This window comes from Nitrobacter sp. (assembly GCF_047149785.1).
In the GTDB taxonomy this organism is placed as follows: domain Bacteria; phylum Pseudomonadota; class Alphaproteobacteria; order Rhizobiales; family Xanthobacteraceae; genus Nitrobacter.
On the sequence record NZ_BAAGBE010000001.1, the window covers coordinates 1,497,183 to 1,519,403 of the forward strand.

A 22,221-nucleotide genomic window follows, 5' to 3' on the forward strand; every position below is an offset into this window, starting at 1 on the left:
CTTTGACAGCGGCGAACAGATGACCTTCTCAAAGGGCGGCAGACCGACGGATTCGCTTCGGGCGGAAACCAGACTTATCGTTTCGGGTCGAGACACCGAGGCGCAAAAGGGGTTTGTCAATCCGCCGGTCGTTCGAGGTTCGACCGTGCTCTACCCGACGGCCGGCGACCTGCATGCTCATCGCGGGGAATTCCATTACGGACGGCATGGCACGCCGACAACCCGCGCGTTGCAGGACGCGTTGATGACTCTCGAGGGCCCGCAATGCGCCGGCGCCGGCCTCGTTCCATCCGGCGTGTCCGCGATCTCCACCGCGCTACTGTCCGTACTGAAGGCCGGCGATCACATTCTCGTTTGTGATAACGTCTATCGGCCCACACGCCATTTCTGCGACGGACTCCTGCTGCGCTATGGGGTCGAAACCACATATTTCGATCCGCTGATCGGTTCGGGCATCGCTGCACTGTTCCGACCGAACACGCGTGCAGTCATGGTCGAGGCTCCGGGCTCCCAATCCTTGGAGATGCCGGACGTTCCGGCGATCGTCGCGGTCGCGCACGAACACGGAGCCCTGGTGGTTGACGACAATACCTGGGCAACCCCCCTGTTCCGCCGCGCGCTCGAACAAGGCGTGGACATCAGCATCCAGGCGGCGACCAAATATATCGGCGGACACTCCGACATCATGTTCGGCACCATATCGGCCAACGCCGAAGCCTGGCCTGCGATCGCCGAAGGCATCCGGCTGCTTGGCGTCTGCGCCGGACCCGACGACGTGTTTCTGGCGCTGAGAGGATTGCGCACCCTTGCCGTGAGGCTGCATCATCACCAGCAAGCCGCGATCGAGATGGCGCAGTGGCTCGCGAAACGGCCGGAGGTCGCGAGGATTCTGCATCCTGCAATGCCGGACGATCCCGGCCACGCAATCTGGAAGCGCGATTTCACCGGCGCATCGGGACTGTTCAGCATCGTCCTCAAGCCCGCGCCGCGAGAAGCCGTGGATGCGCTGCTCGATACGGTGGAATTGTTTGGCATGGGCTACTCCTGGGGCGGCTATGAGAGCCTCATCATTCCCTTCGATTGCACCGCTTATCGCACCGCGACCGCCTGGGCGCCGGGCGGGCCGACGTTGCGCCTCCATATCGGCCTGGAGAGCGTGGACGATCTCAAGGCCGATCTCGATCGCGGATTTTGCGCCTTCAACGCCATGCGGTGACCGCGGCCTCGGTCTGACGCTTTTCACCCTGTTATTTTGCTACGGCTGCGCCGAATAATAGAATTTGATCCGCGGCCGTTTGCCGATAGCCTGACTGTTCGACTCCAATTGTGGACGGGAAACCCATGGGAAGCCTCGTTCTTCTCGATCTGATGGGTGGCATCGCGCTTTTGCTCTGGGGCCTTCATATGGTCCGGAGCGGAATCCTGCGCGCCTTCGGTCCGGACCTTCGCCGGTTTCTGGGCAAAGCGCTTCGCAATCGCTTTGCCGCGTTCGGCGCCGGTCTCGGTCTCACCGCCTTGCTCCAAAGCAGCACCGCCACCGGCCTGATCACCAGTTCGTTCACGGCGGAAGGTCTCGTCAACCTGGTTCCAGCGCTTGCGATCATGCTCGGCGCGAACGTCGGAACCACGCTGATCGTTCAGGTTCTGTCATTCGATATCGCCGCCGTCGCGCCGGTCTTCTTCGTCATCGGGGTCACTGCATTCCGCAGCGGCGCCCGCTCGCGCATCAAGGACGTCGGCCGCGTCTTCATCGGCCTTGGCCTGATGCTGCTGGCGCTGCACATTTTGCTCACCACGCTGGCGCCGGCCGAAAACGCGCCCGGCGTGCGGATTTTTCTGAACGCCATCACCGGCGATCCCGTGCTGTGCATTCTCATCGGCGCGGTCGTGACCTGGGCCGCTCATTCCAGCGTCGCGACCGTTCTCCTCATCATGTCGCTCGCCTATTCCCACTTCGTTTCGCCATATGCGGCCTTCGCGCTGGTGCTCGGCGCCAATATCGGCAGCGCCCTCAACCCGATCTTCGAAGGCGCCCGCCGCGATAATCCCGCGAGCTATCGGCTGCCGGTCGGCAACATGCTCAACCGGCTCGTCGGAGTGCTGCTGGTCGCGCCGTTTCTACATCCGATCGTGGATGTCATGCTGACATGGCAGCCGCACCTCGCCAAGGCCACCGCGACGTTTCATATCGCCTTCAATGTCCTGACCGCGATCCTGTTTATCGGGCTGCTCGACGGCGTGGCGCGCATGCTCGTGCGGCTTCTTCCCGACAAGGCGCCAGAGACCGATCCGTCGCGGCCTCGCTACCTCGACGAGAGCGCGCTGGAAACGCCTTCGCTCGCGCTCGCCGACGCGGCGCGCGAAACGCTGCGCATGGGCGACCTCGTGGAAGCCATGCTGCGCAAGGTGATGGACGGGATGATGACCAACGACAAATCGCTGGTCGATCAGGTTTCGCGGATGGACGACGGCGTGGACGGCCTCGATGAAGCCATCAAGCTCTACGTCACCAAGCTGACCCGCGGCAGCCTCGACGAACGCGAGGGTCATCGCGCGATGGAGATCATCGCATTCGCCATCAACCTCGAACATATCGGCGATATCGTCGACAAGAACCTGAGCGAACTGGCGACCAAGAAAATCAAGCGCCGCTTTCAATTCTCGCCCGAAGGCGCCGGCGAGCTTTCGGCATTTCACAAGCGAATCATGGATTCGCTTCGTATCGCTTTCGGCGTCTTCATGTCCGGCGACGTCAACGAGGCTCGCTGGCTTGTCGCGGAGAAGGCCGCCTTGCGCAACTTCGAACTCGCGGCGATCGAACGGCACCTCGATCGGCTGCGCGAGGGACGCCTCGAAACGATCGAGACGACCTCGCTGCATCTCGACGTTCTGCGCGATTTGCGGCGGATACATTCGCACATTTGCTCGGCCGCCTATCCTGTCCTCGACGCGGCCGGCAAGCTTCCGGCGACACTGCAAAGCGAACCCGACATGAACGAAATTTCCAATCCGGCGCATCCCGTCCACGCGTTGACGCGGAGCCCTCCTCAACTCGATGATTGACGCCCGTTGAGCATGATGAAGTAGACGTTCCGGAAGTAGACGACCAGTCCGAGGGCCTGTCCCGCGATGAACACCGGGTCTCGCCGATACAGGGCGTAAGCAAGAAGAAGAACTCCGCCGCCGATCGAGAAGAACCAGAATGCAACAGGGATCACGCTTTTTCGGGCGCGCTCGGAGGCGATCCATTGCACGACAAACCGCATCGTGAAGAGCGCCTGCGCGATAAAACCGAGAACGACCCAGCCGTCGAACTTGGTCACGAACACATCGTAGAGATAATTGGACAGCATACTGACGGTATCAGTCATGATGCATCACCTCGGTCGCGACCGGCGTGGACTTTTTCCGACGTATCAACCACCACACGCCGGCGAGGTCCATGATTCCGACCCACAGCCGATCGAAGAAGCCGTAGTTCGACACGCCCGATCGCCGGGGCCGGTCGGTCACGTCGACATAGGCGATGTCGTAGCCTTCGCGCCGCACCAGCGCCGGAAGAAAGCGATGCAGGCCATCGAAGTAAGGCAAGGACAGAAACACCTCCCGCCGGAAGGCCTTCAGTCCGCAACCGGTGTCGCGCGTGCCATCGCCCAGCACCGAGCTTCGCACCTTGTTGGCGATACGAGACTGGAACTTCTTGAATCCCGTATCCTTGCGGCCGACGCGCTGACCGGCGGCAAGACCGATGCGGCCGCCGCCGCTCTCGATCGCGCCTATCAGATCCGGCAGAAACGCCGGATTGTTCTGGCCGTCGCCATCGAGCGTCGCAACGATCCGGCCGCGCGCCGCGCGCACCCCGGTCCGGACCGCCGCCGATTGTCCGGATGACTTTTCGTGGCGTATTTGACGAACGTTCCCGCGCCGGGCCATGATCGCCGCCAGCCGCTCGGAGGTCGCATCGGCGGAGCCATCATCGACGTAGACGATCTCGTAAACCCATCGACCGTCGAGCGCTGCAACAATCTCGTCAACGAGAGGCGCGACATTATCCGCCTCGTTGCGCACAGGCACAACAATGGATACCGCCGGCGCAGTCGTGCTGCTGGACATGTCGTCGTTCATCGTCTGATTGGTCCGTTGATCAGAACCCGCGCCAAACAGGTCTGGCCGAAGTCCGCTTCTTATGGCGCGCACGCGCTGTGGGCAACTCTTTTGGGCCTTTCGCGAAATGTTCTAACGCGTTCCCTCAGAGCGGAAGATGGCGATCGAGATTGTCTTGCCCTGCGAGAAGTTATAGCCGTCGATGCGAGTGGCGACGTTGTAGCGCAACCCGATCGCTTCGGCGCGCTGCGCGAACGCCCGTTCGGAACGGGATTCGACGAGCGCAAAGCGGCAGCTTCCATGGCCGAGGAAATCGGCCGCGCCCGCCCCGTCGGTCAGCAGCGTCGACGTTCCCGTCATGAAGACCAGACTTGGTTCATGATAGCCCGCCGCCGCGACCTTCGGCCCCACGCACACTACATTTCGCAGCGCGCGCGCGATTTCGGGACTGGGGAACAGCGGTGTCAGAGCGGCGACGATGATTCCGTAGACCGAAGCGCTCAGGAACAGTGCCGCCATGACCGCGTTCAGCAAGGAACGTTCGGCATTGCCGTCGTCATAGAGCCACCACGCGAACAATCCGGAGATCAAGGCCGCGGCGGCGAAAGGCCATGCGAGAAAAACCGGCTGGCGCGTCAAGGTAATCGTCGCGATGACCGCGAGCACCAGGGTGATCGCAGGGATGGCAAACCACCATGCCGCGCCCTTCCTTAGCCAGGATATGGACAGCAGGCGGTGCTCCAGCGCCCAGACCGACAGGATCGCGACCGACGGATACAGCGGCAGCACATAGTGCGGCAGCTTGGTCAACACCAGTTCGAGTACGATCCAGGATGGCATCAGCCAGGCGAGCAGAAACCGCACCTCCGGCTCCCGACGCGCGCGCCAGACCGCAGGCGCCCCCAATCCGGCCAGCGGCGCGCCGGGCCAGAACGTAATCCAGAACAGCAGGAAGTAGGTTCCGGGCGGCGCTCCGTGTGATTCCTGAGCTGCGAGCTTGCTCAGCATGTCGCCGCCGATCGAGTCCGCGAAGAAGGTGTCTCCGGCGCGAAGGAAAATCGCCACGAACCACGGCAAGACGAGGACCAGCATCCACATCAGCCCCCAGACGGGCCGCAGACGCCACAGCCATGACGCCGAGCGATCGAGAATGGCGACGGTCCCGATCGTCAATCCCACGAACATCAGGATCAATGGACCCTTGAGCAAAATTCCCCCGGCGAGCGCCGTCCAGAATATCGCCGGATACACCCAGGAGGGGCGATCCAGGTTTCCGTGCCGCTGCCACGAGAGATAAATCCGCGCCAGCGCCCCCATCGCCGCAACAACGGTCAGCAGCAGCATGGCATCGGTCTTGGCGAGACGCGCTTCAACCCCGAGCAATACCGAACTGCACATCATCAGCCCGGCCAGAACCGCGCTGCGCCGCGACACGAAAGCGAGCGCCGCCCAGTAGGTCAGAAGCACCGCGCCGATCGCACCGATCAGGGACGGGACGCGATACAGCCAGATTCGGATTTGGGCCCGCGGGAGTCCGAGCGAAGATGCCGTTTCGACGGCGGCTGCCTGCAACCAGTAAATGCCGACCGGCTTCTTGTAACGCACCTCGGATTGAAAGCGGATGTCGACGAAATCGCCGCTCTCGACCATCTGTTTGGTCGCCTGCGCGAAACGGGGCTCGTCGCGGTCGATCGGCGGGATGTTGAAGAAGCCAGGCAGAAAGAACAGCAGGCCGATGATCGCCAGAAACAGCACCGACCTGATATGGCGCGAGGCGACGAAATCGATCACGACCGCAAGCCCGCGCCCCGGGTTGACCGGAGCTTTCGGTTCACGCGACTGTCCAAATCGGGGACGGGAAAGGGTCTCAGCCATGGGGGTTTTCGCATACGCTGAACCCGACGCAGGGACAACAGCTTAGCCGGTCACTATTGAATTCTGATCGTAACTGTGTCCGCAGCGCCAGCAGCGTCCATCACCGTCAGCCGGACAAAGCCGGGTCCCGGCGGTTCGACCATCCGCTGACGTCGGCTTTCGATTTCTCCGACCGCTTTCCCGTTGACCAGCATCGTCATCGGCAAAACGCCGCCGGTCACCTTGACCGGCAGCGCGGACAGCTTCATCCCGTTCCCGCCTCCGGCATCGATCCGCGAACCGTTCAGTGGAAACTGGATACGGAGCGCATGCTCGTTGCCGGCCCGAATCAACTCGCCCGCAGGACGAAACCGCCGCAACGGAAACGGAAGCCTTGCATTACCGGCGATCAGAGTTCCGCGCGGAGCTTTTGGCAGGGGTGTCAGCAACTTGCCGGTGCGCGCGAAGGCATCGAATAAAACCGGGGCAGCGGCCACGCGTCCGATCAGGCCAGGCACCGGCGCGCCGTCCGGACGCCCGACCCAGACGCCGATCGTCATGCGGCCATCGAAGCCGACAGACCACGCATCGCGATAGCCGTAACTGGTGCCGGTCTTGAAAGCGATCCGGTTTCGGACCGCGTTTTCCGGAGGCGGCGTGCCCAAAAGGACATTGCCGACCTGCCACGCAGCAATCGGGTCCAGCAGCCGCAACGGCTCCCGCACCCCGTCGCCGTCGCGCTCGATCTCGCGCAAGGGCAACACGCTGCCCAGCCTGGGGATGCCGGAATAGGCCTGCACCAGATCATGCAGCGACACTCCCACGCCGCCGAGTCCCATCGCCAGACCCGGAACCTCGTCCTTCGGCAGCACCAGGCCGGTGCCCGCCTGTTTCAGCCGCGACGACAGCCGGCTGGCGCCGACGCGATCCAGCAGTTCGATGGCGGGAACGTTGAGCGACAATTGCAAGGCGCGACGCACCGGCACCGTGCCCTGGAACGTCATGTCGAAGTTCTCCGGCGCATAGCTGCCGAATCGAACCCGGCGGTCATCGATCAGGCTATCCGGATGAACGAACCCGTCTTCGAACGCCAGTCCATAGATAAACGGCTTCAGCGTCGAACCCGGCGAGCGCACGGCCCGTGTCATGTCCACCTGCCCGGCGCGTCGTTCGTCGAAATAATCAGCGGACCCGACATGGGCCAGCACGTCTCCGGTGGCGTTGTCGACGGCGACGATGCCGATGGAAATGTCCGGCCCCAGCGCCGCCGCGCGGTCGCGCGCCAGCGCCTCGAGCGTTCGCTGCAAACCGGATTCAAGCGTGAGTCGGATGACACTGGCATCCCTGACCGTCGCCAGCGCCTGATCCGCCGAATGCGGCGCCAGCCTCGGAAACGGCCTGCGCTTGCGCAAAACCGGAATCGTTTCGGCCCGTGCGGCATCTTCCGCCGAAATGCGTGACTCCTCGACCATGCGTTCGAGCACGCGGTCGCGGGCTGCGCGCGCAGCCGCCGGGTGCCGGTCCAGGCGACGCCTTTCGGGCGATTGCGGCAAGGCCACGAGCAACGCGGACTCCGCGAGCGACAACCGCTTCGGCTCCTTCCCGAAATAGGCGATGGAGGCCGCGCGGATACCTTCCAGATTGCCGCCGAACGGCGCAAGCGTCAGATAAAGGTTGAGGATTTCATCCTTGGAGAGTTCGTGCTCAAGCTGGAATGCACGCACGATTTGATGCAGCTTGGCGTAGATCGAACGTCGGCGGCGCGGTTCGATCAGGCGGGCAAGCTGCATGGTGATCGTCGATCCGCCCGAGACGATGTGGCCGCGCGTCAGCAGTTGGAGCGCGGCTCGCCCGAGCGCGAACGGGTCGACACCCGCATGCGAATAGAAACGCTGGTCCTCATAACCCAGCAACACGTTGAGGTATCCGGGATCGACGTCTGTCCTGGCATCGACCGGCAATCGCCACCGGCCGTCGGCCATGGCGAAGGCGCGCAGCAATTTGCCGTTGCGGTCGAGCACCGTGGTCGAGACTTCGCGCGCCTCCGCCAGCGGCAGAGGTCCCAGCGAGACGATCCAGCCCGCCGTCGCGACGGTGGTCGCGACCGTCACGACAGCGATGATCAAGGCCGCCAGTTTCATGCGTCGCCAGCGGCGCGGCCGTATCGTCATTATCGGGGTGTCGGACGCTGTCATTTCGCGGGATGCACCTCGACGCGGCCGGTGCCGGTGCGGCCGTAGCGCGAGGGATTGTACATGTCCTCGACATAGGCCTGCGGCAACACGTATTTGCCGGGCGATACCGCGCGCACCACGTAAGCGACGGTGAACACCGCCTTGTCGTTGGCCGCACGATCGATCGCCGCGGTGAACCGGTCGTCGCGGAATTCCGTGCTGACCGGCTCCTGGCCGTCCTCGATCCAGTCGAGGGTGCCGGTGTCGCCCGACGAGACCAGGTGGGGATTGTCGATTTCGAAACCCGCGGGAAGATAGTCGGCCACCATGATGTGACCGTAGGTCGGCTTCGCCTCCGTAATCTTGAGAACGACGGCGAACCGATCGTTCTGTCTCGCCTGCGCCGGATCCGCGGGCGTCCCGTCGAGCGTGAAATAGTTTCGCTCGATCGCAAAACCGTTCGACGTCGCCGGTTCAGGGGTCACCGGCGCGCCGGCCACGGAAATCGCCGCCTGTACCGGGGCATCGCCGGTGTTGGTGATCTTGATCGGCTTGCCCGCCATCTCGGCCGCCTTGTAGCTGCGATAGAGCGCGGTCTTGACCGGCGCCCCGTCGACGTCGAGCGACATGGACTCCTTCGCAAGCGCCCTCGCCGCCAGAACCAGCCACGCGTTCTCCTGCGTGGAAGTATAGGGCGTCAGTCCGCGCGCCGCCTCCACCCGCTGCACCGCCTGCGTCACCGTCGCTCGCGGCGCGTTGCCTTCGCCCGCCAGCGACACCAGCGCCGCCGCGTCGCGTAGCGCCGAGCCGTAGTCCGTCCGGCCGAACTCGATGACCGGTTTGGGCGCGAGACTTTCGGCCGCCGCCGCGTACACGCGCTCCGCCCGACGCCGGTCGCCCACGAGCGCGAGCGCCGCGGCGAGCTGTGCCTTGGCGATCGGCGTCGCCAGATCGTTCAGCTTGGTATCGGCGAGATAACGGAGGTCTCCGACCGGAGCGGTTCCGTTCCTGGCGAGAACGTAAAGCCCGTAGGCCAGATCACGGCCGCCGTCCTTCTCCGGCTCCGCCGCATTCACGACCGAGTTGCGGATGCGGTCGAGCGCGCTCCTGAACAGGGGATCGGGGACCGCAAATCCCTTTTCGCGGGCGCGGGTCAGGAAGTCGGTCACGTAGGCATCCAGCCATGGATCATCGCCGCCGGATGACCAGAGCCCGAACGAGCCGTTCGAGCCTTGCCGCGCCAGCAGGCGGTCGATCGAACTCTTGATGCGATCATCAACGCTCGTGTCCATCGCGAGATGCGCGCCGGCCGCGAGTTCATTGACGTAAAGCAGCGGCATGGCGCGGCTGGTGATCTGCTCGGAACAGCCGAACGGATAACGGTCGAGGGCTTTAAGAACGGTCGCCGCGTCCAGCGCCGACGACAGGCCGACCGACATCGACACGCCGCCGGTCCCTTGCACGAGATCGGAGAACATATCCGAGGTCAGCGTCAGGCTCTCGCCCTTCGCCAGCGTGCGGACCGAGCGGCGCGCCAGGATCTGGGTCGCGGGCTTGACCTCGAGATCGTAGTGCCGCGCCAGCGTCAGGCCGTTCGGCCCCTTGATATCGACGTCGAAGTGCGCCGTGCCGGATCCGCCGACCGCATCGAGCGTCAGCGCCGTCGAGCCGCGTTGCCTGGCCGCGAGCCTGATCGTTGTCGCGGGACTGCCCGCCACTTTCACGGGTCCCGAGGCTTTCACGTTGACGGCGTAGTCGCCGGGCGCGCCCTCGACGTTGTCGAGGTCGAAACTCATGGTGCCCTGGTCGCCGGTCAGCAGGAAGCGCGGCAACGTCGCCGTCAGCACGACCGGATCGCGCACGGTGACGTCGACCGTCGCTCGCCCCAGCTTGGTCGCGCTCCAGGCTACCGCCATCACCCGCGCTGTGCCGGCGAATTCCGGAATATCGAAGCTGATCTCGGCGGTGCCGTCCGCGGCAACCGTGACGATGCCCGAATAGAGCGCAAGCGGCTTCTGTGTCGGCGGACTGCCCTGCAACTCGGCCCCCGCCGAATCACCGCCCGTCCTGAGCTGACCGCGCGTCCCCTGCATGCCATCGATCAGTTGCCCGTAGAGATCGCGGATTTCCGACGTCATGCGGCGCTGGCCGAGATAATAGTCGTCCGGCGCTGGCGGCTTGTAATTGGTGAGATTGAGGATGCCGACATCAACCGCGGCAACGACGATCTTGGCGTCTTCGCCCGGGCTTAGGCCACCGACCTTCACAGGCAGCTTGAGCGTTGTCGATGGCCGCGCCAATGCCGGCGGCGACAGGCTGACGGACAGGGTGCGGGCCGTCCTGTCGATGCCGAACCATTTGATGCCGATCGCGCGGCCGGGCATCCGCCGTGCGGCGACGTCGAGCGGCCGCCGCAGCGTCGCCACGACATAAGCGCCGGTTCCCCAATCCTTGCCGACCGGGATTTTCACCTGCGAGGTGCCTTCCTTGACGTCTATGGTTTGCGTGGTGAGCAGCCGGTCGCCGAGAACGTTGATCGTGAGTTTGCCGGCGGACCGGGCGTTGACCGAAACGGTCATGGTGTCGCCTGACAGGTAGTCCGGTTTGTCGATCGAGGTTTCCAAGAGATCGGGCGTATCGGCGCTGCCGTCGGAATACCAGCCGACATCGAACTGAACCGAGGTCAGCGGACCGTTGGGATCGGACGATTTGACATCGAGACGGTAGCGTCCGGGCCGGGGAGAAAATTCGATCCGCGCGGGCTTGTTCGCGGCAATCGAGAGGTCACCGTCGGCGACACGCCTGGTCGATTTCACCGGCTCGTATTCCCACGACGAATCCTGACGATACCATTGATACCTGCTTTCGAGCTTGAGCAGTTCATAGCGCAGGCCCTCGCGCGCAAGCGAGGTCCCGTCGGGGGCGACGAAGGCGACATCGAAACCGGCCTTGTCGCCTTCCGCGACGTTCTTGTCGCCAAACAATGGCTTGACGCCGATCATGGCCGCGGGCGGCTTCACAGGAAGGACGAGCTTCCGCTCGACCGCGCGCCCGCCGGCCTCGGCCATGCGAATGAAGATCTGCGCTTCCTGCGGCCGGGTCGATGACGGCGGCGCGGCGAGGCTGACCGGGAACGTCGCGGCGCCGTTTGCATCGGCTTCGGGCAGGTTCTCGATCGGTTTGCGCTCGTTGTCGACACTCTCGTCGTCGGCCACGCCGAACTGATATCCGGCATAACCCGGGCGGCTCTCGACGGGAGCTACCAGCATATCGCCCTCGAGATGCAACCCGGATGCCGGTGCGCCGTAGAGGAAACGGCCGTCGACCTTAAGTTCTACCGGAGTTTCAGCACCTATCTGTTTCGCTTTGGTCGTTAAGTCGAATTCGATCCTGTCCGGAACATAGTCTTCGACCATGAAGGTGGTTTCGCCGACGGATCGTCCCTTCGGGTCGGTGAAGGCGCGAACCCGCCACGTCCCGGTGGGCACGGCCGAGTTGAGCGGCAGGCTCAGGCTTCGCCCGCCGGCGCCCTGATCGGCCAGCACGGCGCGGCGGAATTCGACCCCGTCGGGCCGTTCGACCACCAGCGTCAGCGGTCCGCCGGTCACGGCATTGCCCTGCCCGTCGCGCAACAATGCCGTCAGATGGATCGTCTCCCCCGAGCGATAGACGCCGCGCTCGGCATAAACGAAGGCATCGGCGCCTTCGGGCACGGCGCGGCCCGACACGCCGCGGTCGGTCAGGTCGAAGGCGCTCGCCTTCAGGCTGAGAAACGCATAGTCGGCGTTACCGGTGCTCACCGTCAGCAACGCCGGCGACAGCCCGCCCTCGCCTCTGGCGAGACCCGGCTCGAACAGCGCGTGGCCGGATTCATCGGTCTTGCGAGTCGCCAGGATCTCGTTGTTGCGGGCGATCAGGCGGACTTCCGCCTTGCCGATGGCATCGGTCGTCGCCAGCGAATTGACGAAGACGTGGATGCCGTCATTGCCGGAATAGGCGGTCAGGCCCAGGTCGGAAACGATGAACCACTGGGTCGCCAGCGAACCGGATTCCTCGTCGCTCGTCGAACCCGGTCCCTTGGGCGCGGCCGTCATCACGTAGACGCCGGGCTGAAGGTTTCCGAGCGCCTCGTCGACGGGAAACGCGGTGGTCACATCGGCATTCAGCGTGGCGGCTGTCGCAATCTCGCCCGACCAGACCTTGACCCCGCGTTCGTTGCCGAGATCGGACAACTGATAGCCGCTGAGCGTCTTCTGGAAGTCGCTGTCGATCACGGTGTTGATGAGATTGCGGTCGCCGATCCGGAACACCTGCACCGACACCGCCTGGGTGTTGACGCTGACCAGCGGAATGCCGCGCTGGCCGGTGCGCGGCAGCACGTAGGCGCGGCCGATGAAGCGGACGAACGGCTTGCGGTCCCGCACGTAGACGTTGAACTCCGCCGATTTCGGCAAGCCTTCCTTGACCGTCGAAGGCAGACCGGCGCGCAGATTAATGTTGTAGCGCTCGCCGTGCTTGAGACCCTCGACGCAGAGTTGTTTGTCCTCCGACGACAGCGCCGGACGGTCGGCGCCGGCAAGCGTCACGAACGGCGAAAAGTCGGTGCGCTTGGCAAGGTCCTCCGAGAACTGGAAGCAGACGCGCGGCGAGGTCGAATCCGAATCCACGGTGTAATCGAGCAGCCGGAAGCCGTGGTCGTCGCGCATCTTTTCGTATTGCTCGCGAACCTCGGCGACCTCGCGCAGATCGAGCGACAGCCGCAAGGTATCGAGCGCCGGTCGCCACAGCTTGCGCTCCGAGAAGGCGCGTCCGAGAACCGCCAGCGCATCGGCCTCGAGACCGGGATCGTGCGCCCGCTGATAGGCGATATAGGCGGCGGTGGAAGCCCGCTCGAGCAGGAAGGTCCGTTCCTGGCTCGTGGTCGGCCTGATCTGGAAAATCGTCCGCGCCAGCCGCAGCCAATTGCCGCTGTCGTCAGGGGCGACGGTCGCGATCTGGCTGAGAATCTGGAGGCCGCTGCGGAAATCGGATCGCTTGAAGGCGGCGTCGGCATCGGTCCGCAACGTCGGGGCCGATTTGGCGACGGCGCCCGCTTCGCTCTTGATCTGGGCCTCGAGCTTGATCGCCGCGTCGGCGAGATCGTCGCGCTTGAAAGCCTTGTCCGCCGCCTGCGCCGAAACCAGTCCAATCGCCAGCATCGCACAGAGAACGACGGCGCGCACCATTCCGGTCATGAAAAGCTCCCTGCGCGAAGAAATGCCGCACGGTGTCGGAATCCGAAGCTCGCCTCGCTGCGTGGCGAGCTTCCAATCCGGAGGGACACTAGCAAACCTATGATCCCGGTGTGATTCAGATTCGGAGTTCCGCTTTGAAGAGGTTCAGGGGACAATAAGGCAAACTTTCGAACCACCAGGAAAATCCGCGGAAGGTGACGGGCTCAAGCCCTTCCCCTTGCGATCCCGGACGAAACCGCATGCGATATTCCGAGCCGGTCCGTTCGCTCCCGACGACGGCACTCGCTAACGGCAAACCAGGTAGCAACGGCTCGTCCGTGCCGGTTCGTCGCCCGATTGGTCAGAATGGTTCGAATCGGGGCTTGGCGCGAGGTCGGTTTTTTCATATTGCGGTGATATGACCGGTCTTAACGGTCCCGTAGCTCAACTGGATAGAGTAGCGGATTTCTACTCCGCGGGTTGCAGGTTCGAATCCTGCCGGGATCGCCAATCGTCTTTTGCCACCAGTGATTTCAATAGGTTATCGTCACTTTTGCCTAACTCCTCGGGTGGGTTAGGCAATTTGATATCGAAACCGCTCTGCAGTTTCGCCATTGCGGTTGCGGCTAAACGCTTGCGCGCTGCGGCTCGGCAATACCGCTCAATCTCCCGAATATCGGTATGTCCCGTGATGCTCATGATTTCGAGGGCGCTGCATTGCGTCTCGGCTAGCCGCCTGCAGGCTGCTTTGCGCAGGCCGTGCGGGGACGACTTCGGCGGGAGGCCAGCCTCCTTCGCCGCGCCACTTATCCACGACGAGAACGCCTTTTCGCTGCGAGCGCGTCCGTTCTTGGTCTCGATGAAGGCTGGGCCGTCTTTCGGGCAGTCAGCAATATACCGGGCCAACTCGCGATGCACAGGAATGCATAACTCGACATGACCTTGGCTTTTTTGAGTGGTGATAACGAAGCCATCCTTCGTCAGGTGTGTCCAGCCCAGCCGAACAGCGTCGCTCCGCCGCAGGCCGGTGTGCAGCAAAACCTCCATTGCAAGCCGGAGCGGAGTGCCGACAGGCCAGCATCTGCGAAATGCGGCGATATCTTCCTCTGTCCAAGTGCGGTGCCCGGTGGTTTTCAGCTTCACCCTCTTAGCCACGACGACCGGATTGTCAGCGCGCATTCCAGCCGACACTGCGTAATCCATGACGGCTTTGAGGCGCTTGCGGAAATTGCTCGCCGCAGATGGCGTGTTGGCCATCTCATCGATCAACTTGTTGATGTGCTTCGGCTGGAGGCTGGCAATCGGCCCATCGCCGTGCTTGTCGACAAACCTATCCAGTACGCCGCGGTAGACGGCCTGTGTCGACTTCGCCAAAGCCTTGAATTCGGAGCTGCCATAGTAGCCCCTCACCGCCGCAGCAATCGTCCCTGCCCTGATTCGGCGCACCGCCGGTATCGGCTCGTCTGTCGACATTGCGGCATGATAGGCCGCCCAAAATTCCGGCGTGTATAGAGGCGCGGGCAACGCAATTTGCGGCCTGCCCGGCCGGCGCAGATAGACACGGGGTCTCCCGTGCCTATCGACGTACTCGTTTACGAATTTAGGTTTTCGCTGCCGCACGCCTTGTCCCAATATTCAGAGTCATAGTCGTTGGCCGCAGAAACGCCGTCAAATAACACGTCCAAAGCCACACGGTCCCATACACTTACACCAAATAGTTGAAGCGGCGCAGGAACGGTCCCCGCCTTCACCTGCTTGTCAAAGTGGCTCGGGCTGATTCCGAGATACCGTGCCGCCTCAACACGGCGAAGACCACGGGGGACAGTGCCGCCGCGTTGATTATCGTTGGCATGATGGAGCGTCATGGCGTCATCCAAGTTAATGACAATAGCTAAGAGTCGGCGTGCACTGGCGTCAACTCCGCCCCCGCTGGAGCGAGATCCACGAAACTCGATCCCCGACACACCTTCCCACCCGTCCTCGACGCCGGCCGCGGCTTGCGCACCGCGCCGGCGCCCCGCTCCAGGTCCGTAACTACCGTCCACTGGCCAGTCTGGCTGTCGCCGGTACCCCAACCCAAGGAATGCTCGGCGTCGACGTCAGGTTCTGGATCTTCACTGGGTTCTCGGCCGTCGTGTTCGTCTTCTAAGTCGTGGCCACCGTCTGCATTCATGTAAAATCCGCGCCCTTCTTGGCGCTGCAATTCCGGCATGAAGCCGGCGCTCCAGCCTAGGGAGGGTTCGTCGTCGGATCCGTCTTCAAGGTCGGGGTCGGGTTCGATGTCGGAATCGCCGTCGATCTGGTCGAGAAGGTCGATCAACAAGGAAATTTGGGCTTCGAGGACTTGGCGGGTTATTGGCAGATTCGTGGTATCGATAGAGTCAGCCATCGATCGCTCCATGCGCGGTTGGCGGTTAGGGCCGGTCGGGTGTTGCAAGCGCCCGGTCGGCCTGCTAATGTAACGCCACTGACATTACATAATGTAACGCCATTGTCAACACAGCGCCTTAAGACAGCCACGCTAAATCTTCGGATTAGTCCGGAGCTTAAAGCGCTTGCCGACAAGGCCGCCGCTGAAGACCAGCGGTCGCTGACTTCTCTTGTCGAAAAGCTCCTGACCGACTTTCTGAAGGCTAAGGGTTATTTAAAAAAGTGACACATGTTGATTTTCGTTCACTCCGAAGGTCAACAGATGGCGCCGCAAGCAAGAGCCGATCTTCCCTCCCGCCCCGAAGCGATTCGGCGGTTGGTTGAGTTAGGGCTGAAGAAGGGCAAGTAATAACCCCTACCCCGCGGGCCATGCTCGCACTATTCTAAGGCCATGATCGACGACGATCCTGAAATCGAAGAATCGCCGCTCAGTGGCACCGTGACGCGCGAGGGCATTTCGGTCCGCGTCGAAATCTACCGCCTGGTCGAGGGTGATCGAAGCTGGACGCTCGAGGTGATAGATCCAGAAGGTGGCTCTACGGTTTGGGATGATCGCTTCGCTACTGACCAAGATGCTTATGACGAGTTTTATCGAACGCTGGAGGTTGAAGGCATTCGGTCGTTTTTAGAAAAGCAGCCAGGATCGACAAAACACTAGGACGGGTGCGCTGCCCGGGGTTGGACGCGCTGTCGCGGACCATCAGCGAAAGTCGGTGGTGCGAGGCGCACTGGATATCCGGCGCCCGATGTCACGTTCGGCGCGCTTTTCCCATTTTTGCGCTTCCGCGATCCAGTAGTCACGCCGGTTAATATTAGTCTCGGCTTTCTCACGACATACCGCAGCTTCCGCCCGGCACGCAACGTAGTGATTCATTTTCGCGGTCATTTCGGAGTCTCCAAACCCGGCGATGATAGCCACTCGGTTGTGTGAGAGCGGTCTCTGCCCGCCGCGCTCTGCGGATAAGCCGGTCGCGTCGAACGCCTGGCTGGGTCCCCATTGCCTCTTTACGCAGGCGCTATGCTTCTTGGTCCAGGCGTCGATAAAGCGATCTGGGGTTCTGTGGAAAGCGAGGTCGAGTCGAGTCTGCATAGCGTGGCTCCTTTGTTAGCCGAAGGCTGTGTGAACGCCGCCCAGAGGTAATGAGGGCGGCGTGGAACGCTCAGAAAGCCGCTCGTGCGGTTCATTAGGGTTCGCTAATCGCCCCGAACTGCTGCTTCCGTCGTCCACCAAGCATCGCACTTAGAGCAGTGCCATTTATTGATGATGACATGGAGCGAATACCGCGAACTCACGGGTGCTGTCACGGTATACCCGCAAGCGCACGTATCAGTTCCCTCGGGACGCGATCTTCGGATAGGCAATTCACGAGGGACGCGGTTTGCCCATTTGCGCTCGGATTTTCTCTGCAGGTGAATCGGATAGACCATCGCATACATAGCTGGACTCCCTTTTGTGGGGCGGGAGCACAGGAGCGTCTCTCTGTCGCCAGCGCCGGTTATCCAGCGATCATTTAGATATGGGTGGCACAGCCGGCCGTAACCAGAGCCGCCCAAGGGAACCCAAAAAGAAATCGGTCCTTAAACTATAGGATAGTAAAGGCCAACACGACAGTGCCCTTGACCAATCGCACACCTATCTGAGGCTAATGGTTGAGATTTATCTCGAGGATTCCAGCCTCGGGTGATCGAAAACAATAAAAGCGCAGCGCGCTGCCATCTGAAGTCGATCGGAACACTACTTGGTCGTCACCATTCCACTGGCTCAGCTCTGCCACTAAATCATGGACGGTTAGCAGCTTCTCGGCATCTGGTGCGTTCCTGACGGGGGGCTCACCGCCTGGGCTCAATTCGCTATCGCGATTCATGACCAAACAACTCCGATACCCAAATTCTCGGCCGGCCCCCGCAGCGGACAAGCCCTCGCATAGCTAGGCTATCGCGTCTATTCGCAACGCTTCTTTCAGATCATCGGTGTCAATATCGAAGGATTCGGTCGTTAAACGCCCTCTGAGCGAATGGGTGGCTCTGAAGGATGTTGCTATCCGGCGGAATGCGAGGAACGACAAACCTTCGATTTCCTCCTCGTCGGTTACAACCTCATAGGTACCAGGCGGGAACGGTCGATCGATGCCGTCGATGCAGAAGCTATGTTTGAAAACGACGGAGTCTCGGCGGGATCTGACGGTCATATCGCTCTCCCCAATCACATTGGCGCCGAAGCTCCGAAGAAGGCTACCTGCGCAACTCTCGATCACGAGATTCGATCCCAGTCACCAACGCCAAATGACCGAGCCCAGAATTACTAACCCAAGGAACAAAGGAACAATGATCGGCGGAACGAGCCAGTCACGAACGCGAGATGGTGTCTGAATAGACATGAACACTTCCTGAAAACAAAACCCGGCACGCGCCGGGCTCCACTTTGCCAAAAGACAGGCTATTTCTGCTTCGGTGCATCCGAGGAAGGTTTGTTGTCGCCCTTGTTGTCGCGCGCGTTGTCTTGAAAGGCGGGCTTGGCATCGCTCGGAGGCGCGGTTTTCGGGGTTTCGTTTGAAGTGATCGGAATATCGGACATGCTGTTTCCTTTCCGGAAACGAACCTGAAATTAATTTTCTAGGCCTACCGCAAATATTGCCTTGGCCTCCACCCACAAGGGGCGAGTGAAAGTAAAGATACTGCCCGATGGAAGAAACCGTCCGTTGAGGCGAATTACAAGGACTTGAACTGCGCTTAGCGTCGCAGCTCGGCGTCTTATCCAAATCCAAATCCCAGCTCGGCCCGGACGGCGATGCTGCAGCGAGCAAACGTCACGGGTCCTGCTGACGGGCTGGCGGCTTCGGCGCTGGATTATTCGCTAGGTGTTTCCGACCTTCGATCGCATACTCTCGTATCACCGCGCGTCCATGGCTTTTATCGGTGACCGAGAGACCCGTCGCGCTCCCGCCCTTAGCCACGAGGAGCGAACATGCCCCCGATTATCTCTCCGATTCACATTCGCCGAAGTTTTAAACGCCTACATCGGTCCTTTGAAACCATTCTCATAGGAAAAAATGTTTTAATGAGAGAAGGCATTGCCCGTATTTTGCGCGCGGAAAACATCCGTGTACGGGCTTCGGGATCATCCCATGAAGTAATGGCTGGCACATTTCGGGCATCGCAACTGCTGTTTCTGATTGTCCATACCAGCGATGACTTCTCCATCGCAGTGAAACAAATCAACGTTCTCAGGGATAAACATCCTAGCGGGCGCATTATAGTTGTTGCCCACCACAACAGATCGACCGACCCGGATCTAGCGTTTCAGGCAGGCGCGGCTGGTTATCTCGTAAGCGACATGCCCTGCGATGCTTTCGTAAAATCAATCGAATTGGTTATGATGGGTGAGGCCGTTTTCCCGCGGGTGTTCCAGTCATCAGATCTCGCTAGGAAAAGTGAGGAGAGACGTAGCACTAGACGTGCCGACGAAGACGTAGGCGCGATCATTGCCTCAGAGGATACCTACACACCGCCTCTCTCTCCGAGAGAACTGGCAATTCTGCGTTGTTTAATCAGCGGCAGTTCCAACAAGTCCATCGCGCGGAAGATCGATATCGCAGAGGCAACCGTGAAGGTCCACGTCAAGGCAATTCTGCGCAAGATTCGCGTTCAGAATCGAACGCAGGCTGCGATTTGGGGAATGAACCATCCGTTACTGGAAAAATCGGCGAATAATGTCTCTCCGATTCCCCTCGCCGATTTAGATGAGCCTCTTTAATCTTTTTTTGTCTGAGGCCGTCATTGCCCTGGATAGGTCTGAAATAAAGCCCCCCCGCCTGCACACTCGTCCGCGCAATGGTGGTGGACGTCTGCCCGCCGGGAGACCCACATTGCCGGCGGGTTTTCTTTTGCCGGGATGGATTGGCGCGGAAGCCGCGCCGCCCGCTCCAGTCGCCACTCCGTCCAATCGATCGGCTGTGGCTCAATCTTTTGGCCGGGCTGATCCTCGGGCTAGGGCTTCTGGCAGAATTCCGCGTGTTGTTCTGGTACCATCCTGCAAAAAGGCTGGACGGCTCATAATGTGGGATTCGATACCAACATGGATCGGCCGGGCCGCCGTCGTGATCGCCATCATTTTTGTGATGATCGCGCTCTGGTACATCAGCCAATGATCGAGGCTGGGTCGCTAACCAGAAGCATAATGCGTGCTGGCAAATTTGCCAACGCCGACTTATTGCGGTCAATCGCGTCTTTCGATTGGACCAAGTTGGGCTTGATGCCTTTCATGCGGTTCACTGCACCCGAACGAACTTGAGATTCTCAGCCGAGACTTGATCGAAGTCTTTGATCTTGCTGTTCAGAGCCAGCGGCCATTCAGCCGGAGAAATCGTGAATGGCGTGCTCAAGGACGAGGTTTCCGCGTAGCCGGTTGTTTCAGCAAGTTGTCCGTTAATGAACTGGAAGCAGGTGATGATCGCCTTCCAAGTGCTGTCCTCATGCCAGACTTCGCACAACTCGACAGAGCGGCCATGGATTTGGCTAACCTTGGATGACGATGCAGTCGTGTACGTGCCCTGCCAAGTGTAGAGGGTAGTTAGCGTAGTCCCGTCAGGAATCGCGGCGATTCTATTCAACTGAAAACTTCCGGAGGAATAGACTGCAATGGGCGCGCCGACATCGAATAGCGCGCTGTTTGCAACCTTAACCGTCTTTGTCCCCGCTGTTGTGTCAGCCGTCAACGCAACGTCATAGCCCCCACGCGACGACAATAGCGGGTTGCTCGCATTCTTCGTCCAGCCCGAAGTGCCAAACGTGCCGGTATTATACAACTCGCCGGATTGCCATGAGGTGCCGTTGTAGCCGCTGTAAAATAACCGATAGGTAGAGCCATCCTTCAAGAAGCGGCCTGATGTTTCCAGATAGGTGCTTTCCCATCCGCTACTAACGGCAAGCGCCTGCCCAAGCACAGTCCAGTTTACGCCATCAAGCGATGTCGCCGCATAGATCGTTGTGCAGTTCGTGCCCGACGTAGCTCGCGAAAACATCATCTTGAATGGAGCGGAAGCGTCTGACGGCTCATAAAGAACGGCAGGCCGTTGGACGCTGGTGGCTCCCGATACGTTGGAATAAAGCAAAACAGGCTCTAGCGGCTTTTCGATCAAGCCGCCTTCGGTGCTGTAGATTTCAAGGAAGATGCTTTTCCTCGTGCCGTCGTAGCCCTCGTAATAGACATAAATCCTGTCGCCAACCAGGACGGGGCATGGGCACAAACGCCCGCCCGTGTCTTTGTAGGTCGTGGCATGATCCCACACGGGAGCGAGGACGCCAACGCGCCCCATAGCTAACGGGCTGGCACCCATCGCGAGGCCAAAATTATACGTACTAGCAGGCGTCGTGTTCGGACCTTGGCCGTTGTAAAAGCCGATGTAGCGCGGGGTTGCCAGTGTGTCAGCGCCTATCGCCGCCCGCGCCGCTGCAGCGTCCGCCGCCGTAAACAGTGCCTTGCCGATCGCGCTCGCGCCAGCCGCATCCTGCGCGGCAGCAGCATCCACCGCGGCAAGCAGCGCAGCGCCAACCGTGGACGCACCGGCAGCGGCTCGAACCTGTGTTGCAGTCAGTTCTTTTATTAGCTTTCCCGTTGTCCCATCGAACCCGGCAACAGCCAAATCGGTCGCACCAGAAGGCCCGACTACATCACCTGTACCGGAGCCGTCCTGTCCTTTCGGGATCTCAAAGTCGAATACCGCGGCACCTGGCGTCCCAACGTTGGTCACCGTAGCTGGTTGACCATAAGCGACACTTGTTACCGTGCCGACAGCTATCGTGGCGTCGGCTCCGGTAGCGCCAGTCGCGCCAGTATCGCCCTTGCTCGCAAAAACATCATAGTAGGATGCATTAGGCGGCGCATTGCCCGTAGTAGGCGCGGTGACGATATATGCCGTGCCACCATCGGTTAAGATGTCGTTGACTACGTATGCCGTTCCGCCGCTATACGCGCCCTTGTAATTAAATCCCTTAAACGTCCCCGCCGACACCCATGCGCCACCCTGCATCACCCACAGCGCACCAGTGTCGATCTTGAGAATCGCCTGCCCATCGTCCGCGGTAAGCGCTGGAGTTACGTCTGACGGCTGGCTGTATCCGGCTGGGAGATACCAGAGCAGGCCGTTCGTATTCAGAGTCGAAATCAGCCGCGACACGTCGACCATTGGCTGCGCGCCAGTGAAGCGGAGTGGGGAATCCCAAACGATTACGTACTGGACGTTGGTTTTATCAGCCGTCGCAGGAAGCACGAGTTCAAGGTGAGTGTCATCGGTAACGTCGACGATCTGGTTCTGCACGCCATCAATGTAGATGCTATCGCCAGCGCGCGCATTCACGCCCGACCAGATAACTCCGTCACCGGAAACTGTCGTACTGCCATTTGACACGGAAACCGTGCCTAGTTCGTAGGTGGGGAATGCGACCAT

16 protein-coding genes and 1 tRNA gene are annotated in these 22,221 nt (G+C 61.2%); 5 read left to right on the plus strand and 12 right to left on the minus strand.

Features of this window, described 5'->3' with window-relative positions; translation table 11 throughout:
- Positions 1–19: 19 nt before the first annotated feature.
- Together metC and ACMDCM_RS06895 are read left to right on the plus strand one after the other, a co-directional pair.
- Positions 20–1,216 carry a cystathionine beta-lyase gene (metC, locus tag ACMDCM_RS06890; protein ID WP_412772877.1) on the plus strand — a complete coding sequence of 399 codons (1,197 nt, stop codon included), beginning with the start codon at positions 20–22 and terminating at the stop codon, positions 1,214–1,216.
- Between the two features lie 125 nt (positions 1,217–1,341).
- On the plus strand, positions 1,342–3,063 hold the full coding sequence (locus ACMDCM_RS06895; protein WP_412772878.1) for a Na/Pi cotransporter family protein: 1,722 nt from the start codon (positions 1,342–1,344) through the stop codon (positions 3,061–3,063).
- Here ACMDCM_RS06895 and ACMDCM_RS06900 read toward each other — a convergent pair.
- The 5 genes from ACMDCM_RS06900 to ACMDCM_RS06920 form a co-directional block, all read right to left on the minus strand.
- Positions 3,048–3,371: a lipid-A-disaccharide synthase N-terminal domain-containing protein gene (locus tag ACMDCM_RS06900; protein ID WP_412772879.1), complete on the minus strand. Its 324-nt coding sequence runs from the start codon at positions 3,369–3,371 to the stop codon at positions 3,048–3,050. The genes ACMDCM_RS06895 and ACMDCM_RS06900 overlap by 16 nt on opposite strands.
- Positions 3,364–4,113, minus strand: a complete 750-nt coding sequence (locus ACMDCM_RS06905; RefSeq protein WP_412772880.1) for a glycosyltransferase family 2 protein — start codon at positions 4,111–4,113, stop codon at positions 3,364–3,366. The genes ACMDCM_RS06900 and ACMDCM_RS06905 overlap by 8 nt, the downstream gene beginning before the upstream one ends.
- A 123-nt stretch (positions 4,114–4,236) precedes the next feature.
- The gene (locus ACMDCM_RS06910; protein ID WP_412772881.1) at positions 4,237–5,979 is read right to left on the minus strand and encodes an ArnT family glycosyltransferase; all 1,743 of its coding nucleotides are present in this window, start codon (positions 5,977–5,979) and stop codon (positions 4,237–4,239) included.
- A 53-nt stretch (positions 5,980–6,032) separates the two neighbouring features.
- Positions 6,033–8,153, minus strand: coding sequence for a penicillin-binding protein 1C (gene pbpC, locus ACMDCM_RS06915; RefSeq protein ID WP_412772882.1), 2,121 nt, complete (start codon positions 8,151–8,153; stop codon positions 6,033–6,035).
- Positions 8,150–13,366 carry an alpha-2-macroglobulin family protein gene (locus tag ACMDCM_RS06920; RefSeq protein ID WP_412772883.1) on the minus strand — a complete coding sequence of 1,739 codons (5,217 nt, stop codon included), beginning with the start codon at positions 13,364–13,366 and terminating at the stop codon, positions 8,150–8,152. Before ACMDCM_RS06920 ends, pbpC begins: the two co-directional genes overlap by 4 nt.
- Positions 13,367–13,778: 412 nt before the next feature.
- On the opposite strand from ACMDCM_RS06920, the gene ACMDCM_RS06925 reads away from it, so the two are divergent.
- Positions 13,779–13,855 (plus strand) — tRNA-Arg (locus tag ACMDCM_RS06925).
- On the opposite strand, the gene ACMDCM_RS06930 is transcribed toward ACMDCM_RS06925, so the two are convergent.
- The 3 genes from ACMDCM_RS06930 to ACMDCM_RS06940 form a co-directional block, all read right to left on the minus strand.
- Positions 13,814–14,818: a tyrosine-type recombinase/integrase gene (locus ACMDCM_RS06930; RefSeq protein ID WP_412774687.1), complete on the minus strand. Its 1,005-nt coding sequence runs from the start codon at positions 14,816–14,818 to the stop codon at positions 13,814–13,816. The two genes, ACMDCM_RS06925 and ACMDCM_RS06930, sit on opposite strands and share 42 nt — an antisense overlap.
- A gap of 119 nt (positions 14,819–14,937) precedes the next feature.
- A complete protein-coding gene (locus ACMDCM_RS06935; protein ID WP_412772884.1) occupies positions 14,938–15,210 on the minus strand; it encodes a helix-turn-helix transcriptional regulator in 273 nt (90 codons plus the stop codon).
- Between the two features lie 26 nt (positions 15,211–15,236).
- Complete coding sequence (locus ACMDCM_RS06940) at positions 15,237–15,734, minus strand: hypothetical protein (RefSeq protein ID WP_412772885.1); 498 nt, start codon at positions 15,732–15,734, stop codon at positions 15,237–15,239.
- A gap of 432 nt (positions 15,735–16,166) precedes the next feature.
- Here ACMDCM_RS06940 and ACMDCM_RS06945 point away from each other — a divergent pair, with 432 nt between their 5' ends.
- Positions 16,167–16,433 carry a hypothetical protein gene (locus ACMDCM_RS06945; RefSeq protein WP_412772886.1) on the plus strand — a complete coding sequence of 89 codons (267 nt, stop codon included), beginning with the start codon at positions 16,167–16,169 and terminating at the stop codon, positions 16,431–16,433.
- Positions 16,434–16,475: 42 nt separating this feature from the next.
- Here the strand turns inward: ACMDCM_RS06945 and ACMDCM_RS06950 are convergent, their stop codons facing one another.
- The 3 genes from ACMDCM_RS06950 to ACMDCM_RS06960 form a co-directional block, all read right to left on the minus strand.
- Positions 16,476–16,865: a hypothetical protein gene (locus tag ACMDCM_RS06950; protein WP_412772887.1), complete on the minus strand. Its 390-nt coding sequence runs from the start codon at positions 16,863–16,865 to the stop codon at positions 16,476–16,478.
- Between the two features lie 838 nt (positions 16,866–17,703).
- Positions 17,704–17,964 carry a hypothetical protein gene (locus ACMDCM_RS06955; RefSeq protein ID WP_412772888.1) on the minus strand — a complete coding sequence of 87 codons (261 nt, stop codon included), beginning with the start codon at positions 17,962–17,964 and terminating at the stop codon, positions 17,704–17,706.
- Between the two features lie 248 nt (positions 17,965–18,212).
- Positions 18,213–18,350 carry a hypothetical protein gene (locus ACMDCM_RS06960; RefSeq protein ID WP_412772889.1) on the minus strand — a complete coding sequence of 46 codons (138 nt, stop codon included), beginning with the start codon at positions 18,348–18,350 and terminating at the stop codon, positions 18,213–18,215.
- 390 nt (positions 18,351–18,740) lie between these two features.
- Between ACMDCM_RS06960 and ACMDCM_RS06965 the strand changes: the two genes are divergently transcribed.
- On the plus strand, positions 18,741–19,529 hold the full coding sequence (locus tag ACMDCM_RS06965; RefSeq protein ID WP_412772890.1) for a LuxR C-terminal-related transcriptional regulator: 789 nt from the start codon (positions 18,741–18,743) through the stop codon (positions 19,527–19,529).
- Between the two features lie 514 nt (positions 19,530–20,043).
- Here the strand turns inward: ACMDCM_RS06965 and ACMDCM_RS06970 are convergent.
- Positions 20,044–22,221, minus strand: a complete 2,178-nt coding sequence (locus ACMDCM_RS06970; RefSeq protein WP_412772891.1) for a glycoside hydrolase family protein — start codon at positions 22,219–22,221, stop codon at positions 20,044–20,046.

Excerpts from the sequence above, each read along its gene's own strand:
- ACMDCM_RS06895 (WP_412772878.1), top strand. The coding sequence starts at position 1,342 with ATGGGAAGCCTCGTTCTTCTCGATCTGATGGGTGGCATCGCGCTTTTG.
- metC (WP_412772877.1), top strand. The coding sequence starts at position 20 with ATGACCTTCTCAAAGGGCGGCAGACCGACGGATTCGCTTCGGGCGGAA.
- ACMDCM_RS06945 (WP_412772886.1), top strand. The coding sequence starts at position 16,167 with ATGATCGACGACGATCCTGAAATCGAAGAATCGCCGCTCAGTGGCACC.
- ACMDCM_RS06905 (WP_412772880.1), bottom strand. The coding sequence starts at position 4,113 with ATGTCCAGCAGCACGACTGCGCCGGCGGTATCCATTGTTGTGCCTGTG.
- ACMDCM_RS06935 (WP_412772884.1), bottom strand. The coding sequence starts at position 15,210 with ATGACGCTCCATCATGCCAACGATAATCAACGCGGCGGCACTGTCCCC.
- ACMDCM_RS06910 (WP_412772881.1), bottom strand. The coding sequence starts at position 5,979 with ATGGCTGAGACCCTTTCCCGTCCCCGATTTGGACAGTCGCGTGAACCG.
- ACMDCM_RS06920 (WP_412772883.1), bottom strand. The coding sequence starts at position 13,366 with ATGACCGGAATGGTGCGCGCCGTCGTTCTCTGTGCGATGCTGGCGATT.
- ACMDCM_RS06955 (WP_412772888.1), bottom strand. The coding sequence starts at position 17,964 with ATGACCGTCAGATCCCGCCGAGACTCCGTCGTTTTCAAACATAGCTTC.
- ACMDCM_RS06940 (WP_412772885.1), bottom strand. The coding sequence starts at position 15,734 with ATGGCTGACTCTATCGATACCACGAATCTGCCAATAACCCGCCAAGTC.
- ACMDCM_RS06970 (WP_412772891.1), bottom strand. The coding sequence starts at position 22,221 with ATGGTCGCATTCCCCACCTACGAACTAGGCACGGTTTCCGTGTCAAAT.
- ACMDCM_RS06930 (WP_412774687.1), bottom strand. The coding sequence starts at position 14,818 with ATGTCGACAGACGAGCCGATACCGGCGGTGCGCCGAATCAGGGCAGGG.
- ACMDCM_RS06950 (WP_412772887.1), bottom strand. The coding sequence starts at position 16,865 with ATGCAGACTCGACTCGACCTCGCTTTCCACAGAACCCCAGATCGCTTT.
- ACMDCM_RS06965 (WP_412772890.1), top strand. The coding sequence starts at position 18,741 with ATGCCCCCGATTATCTCTCCGATTCACATTCGCCGAAGTTTTAAACGC.
- ACMDCM_RS06960 (WP_412772889.1), bottom strand. The coding sequence starts at position 18,350 with ATGTCCGATATTCCGATCACTTCAAACGAAACCCCGAAAACCGCGCCT.
- ACMDCM_RS06900 (WP_412772879.1), bottom strand. The coding sequence starts at position 3,371 with ATGACTGATACCGTCAGTATGCTGTCCAATTATCTCTACGATGTGTTC.
- pbpC (WP_412772882.1), bottom strand. The coding sequence starts at position 8,153 with ATGACAGCGTCCGACACCCCGATAATGACGATACGGCCGCGCCGCTGG.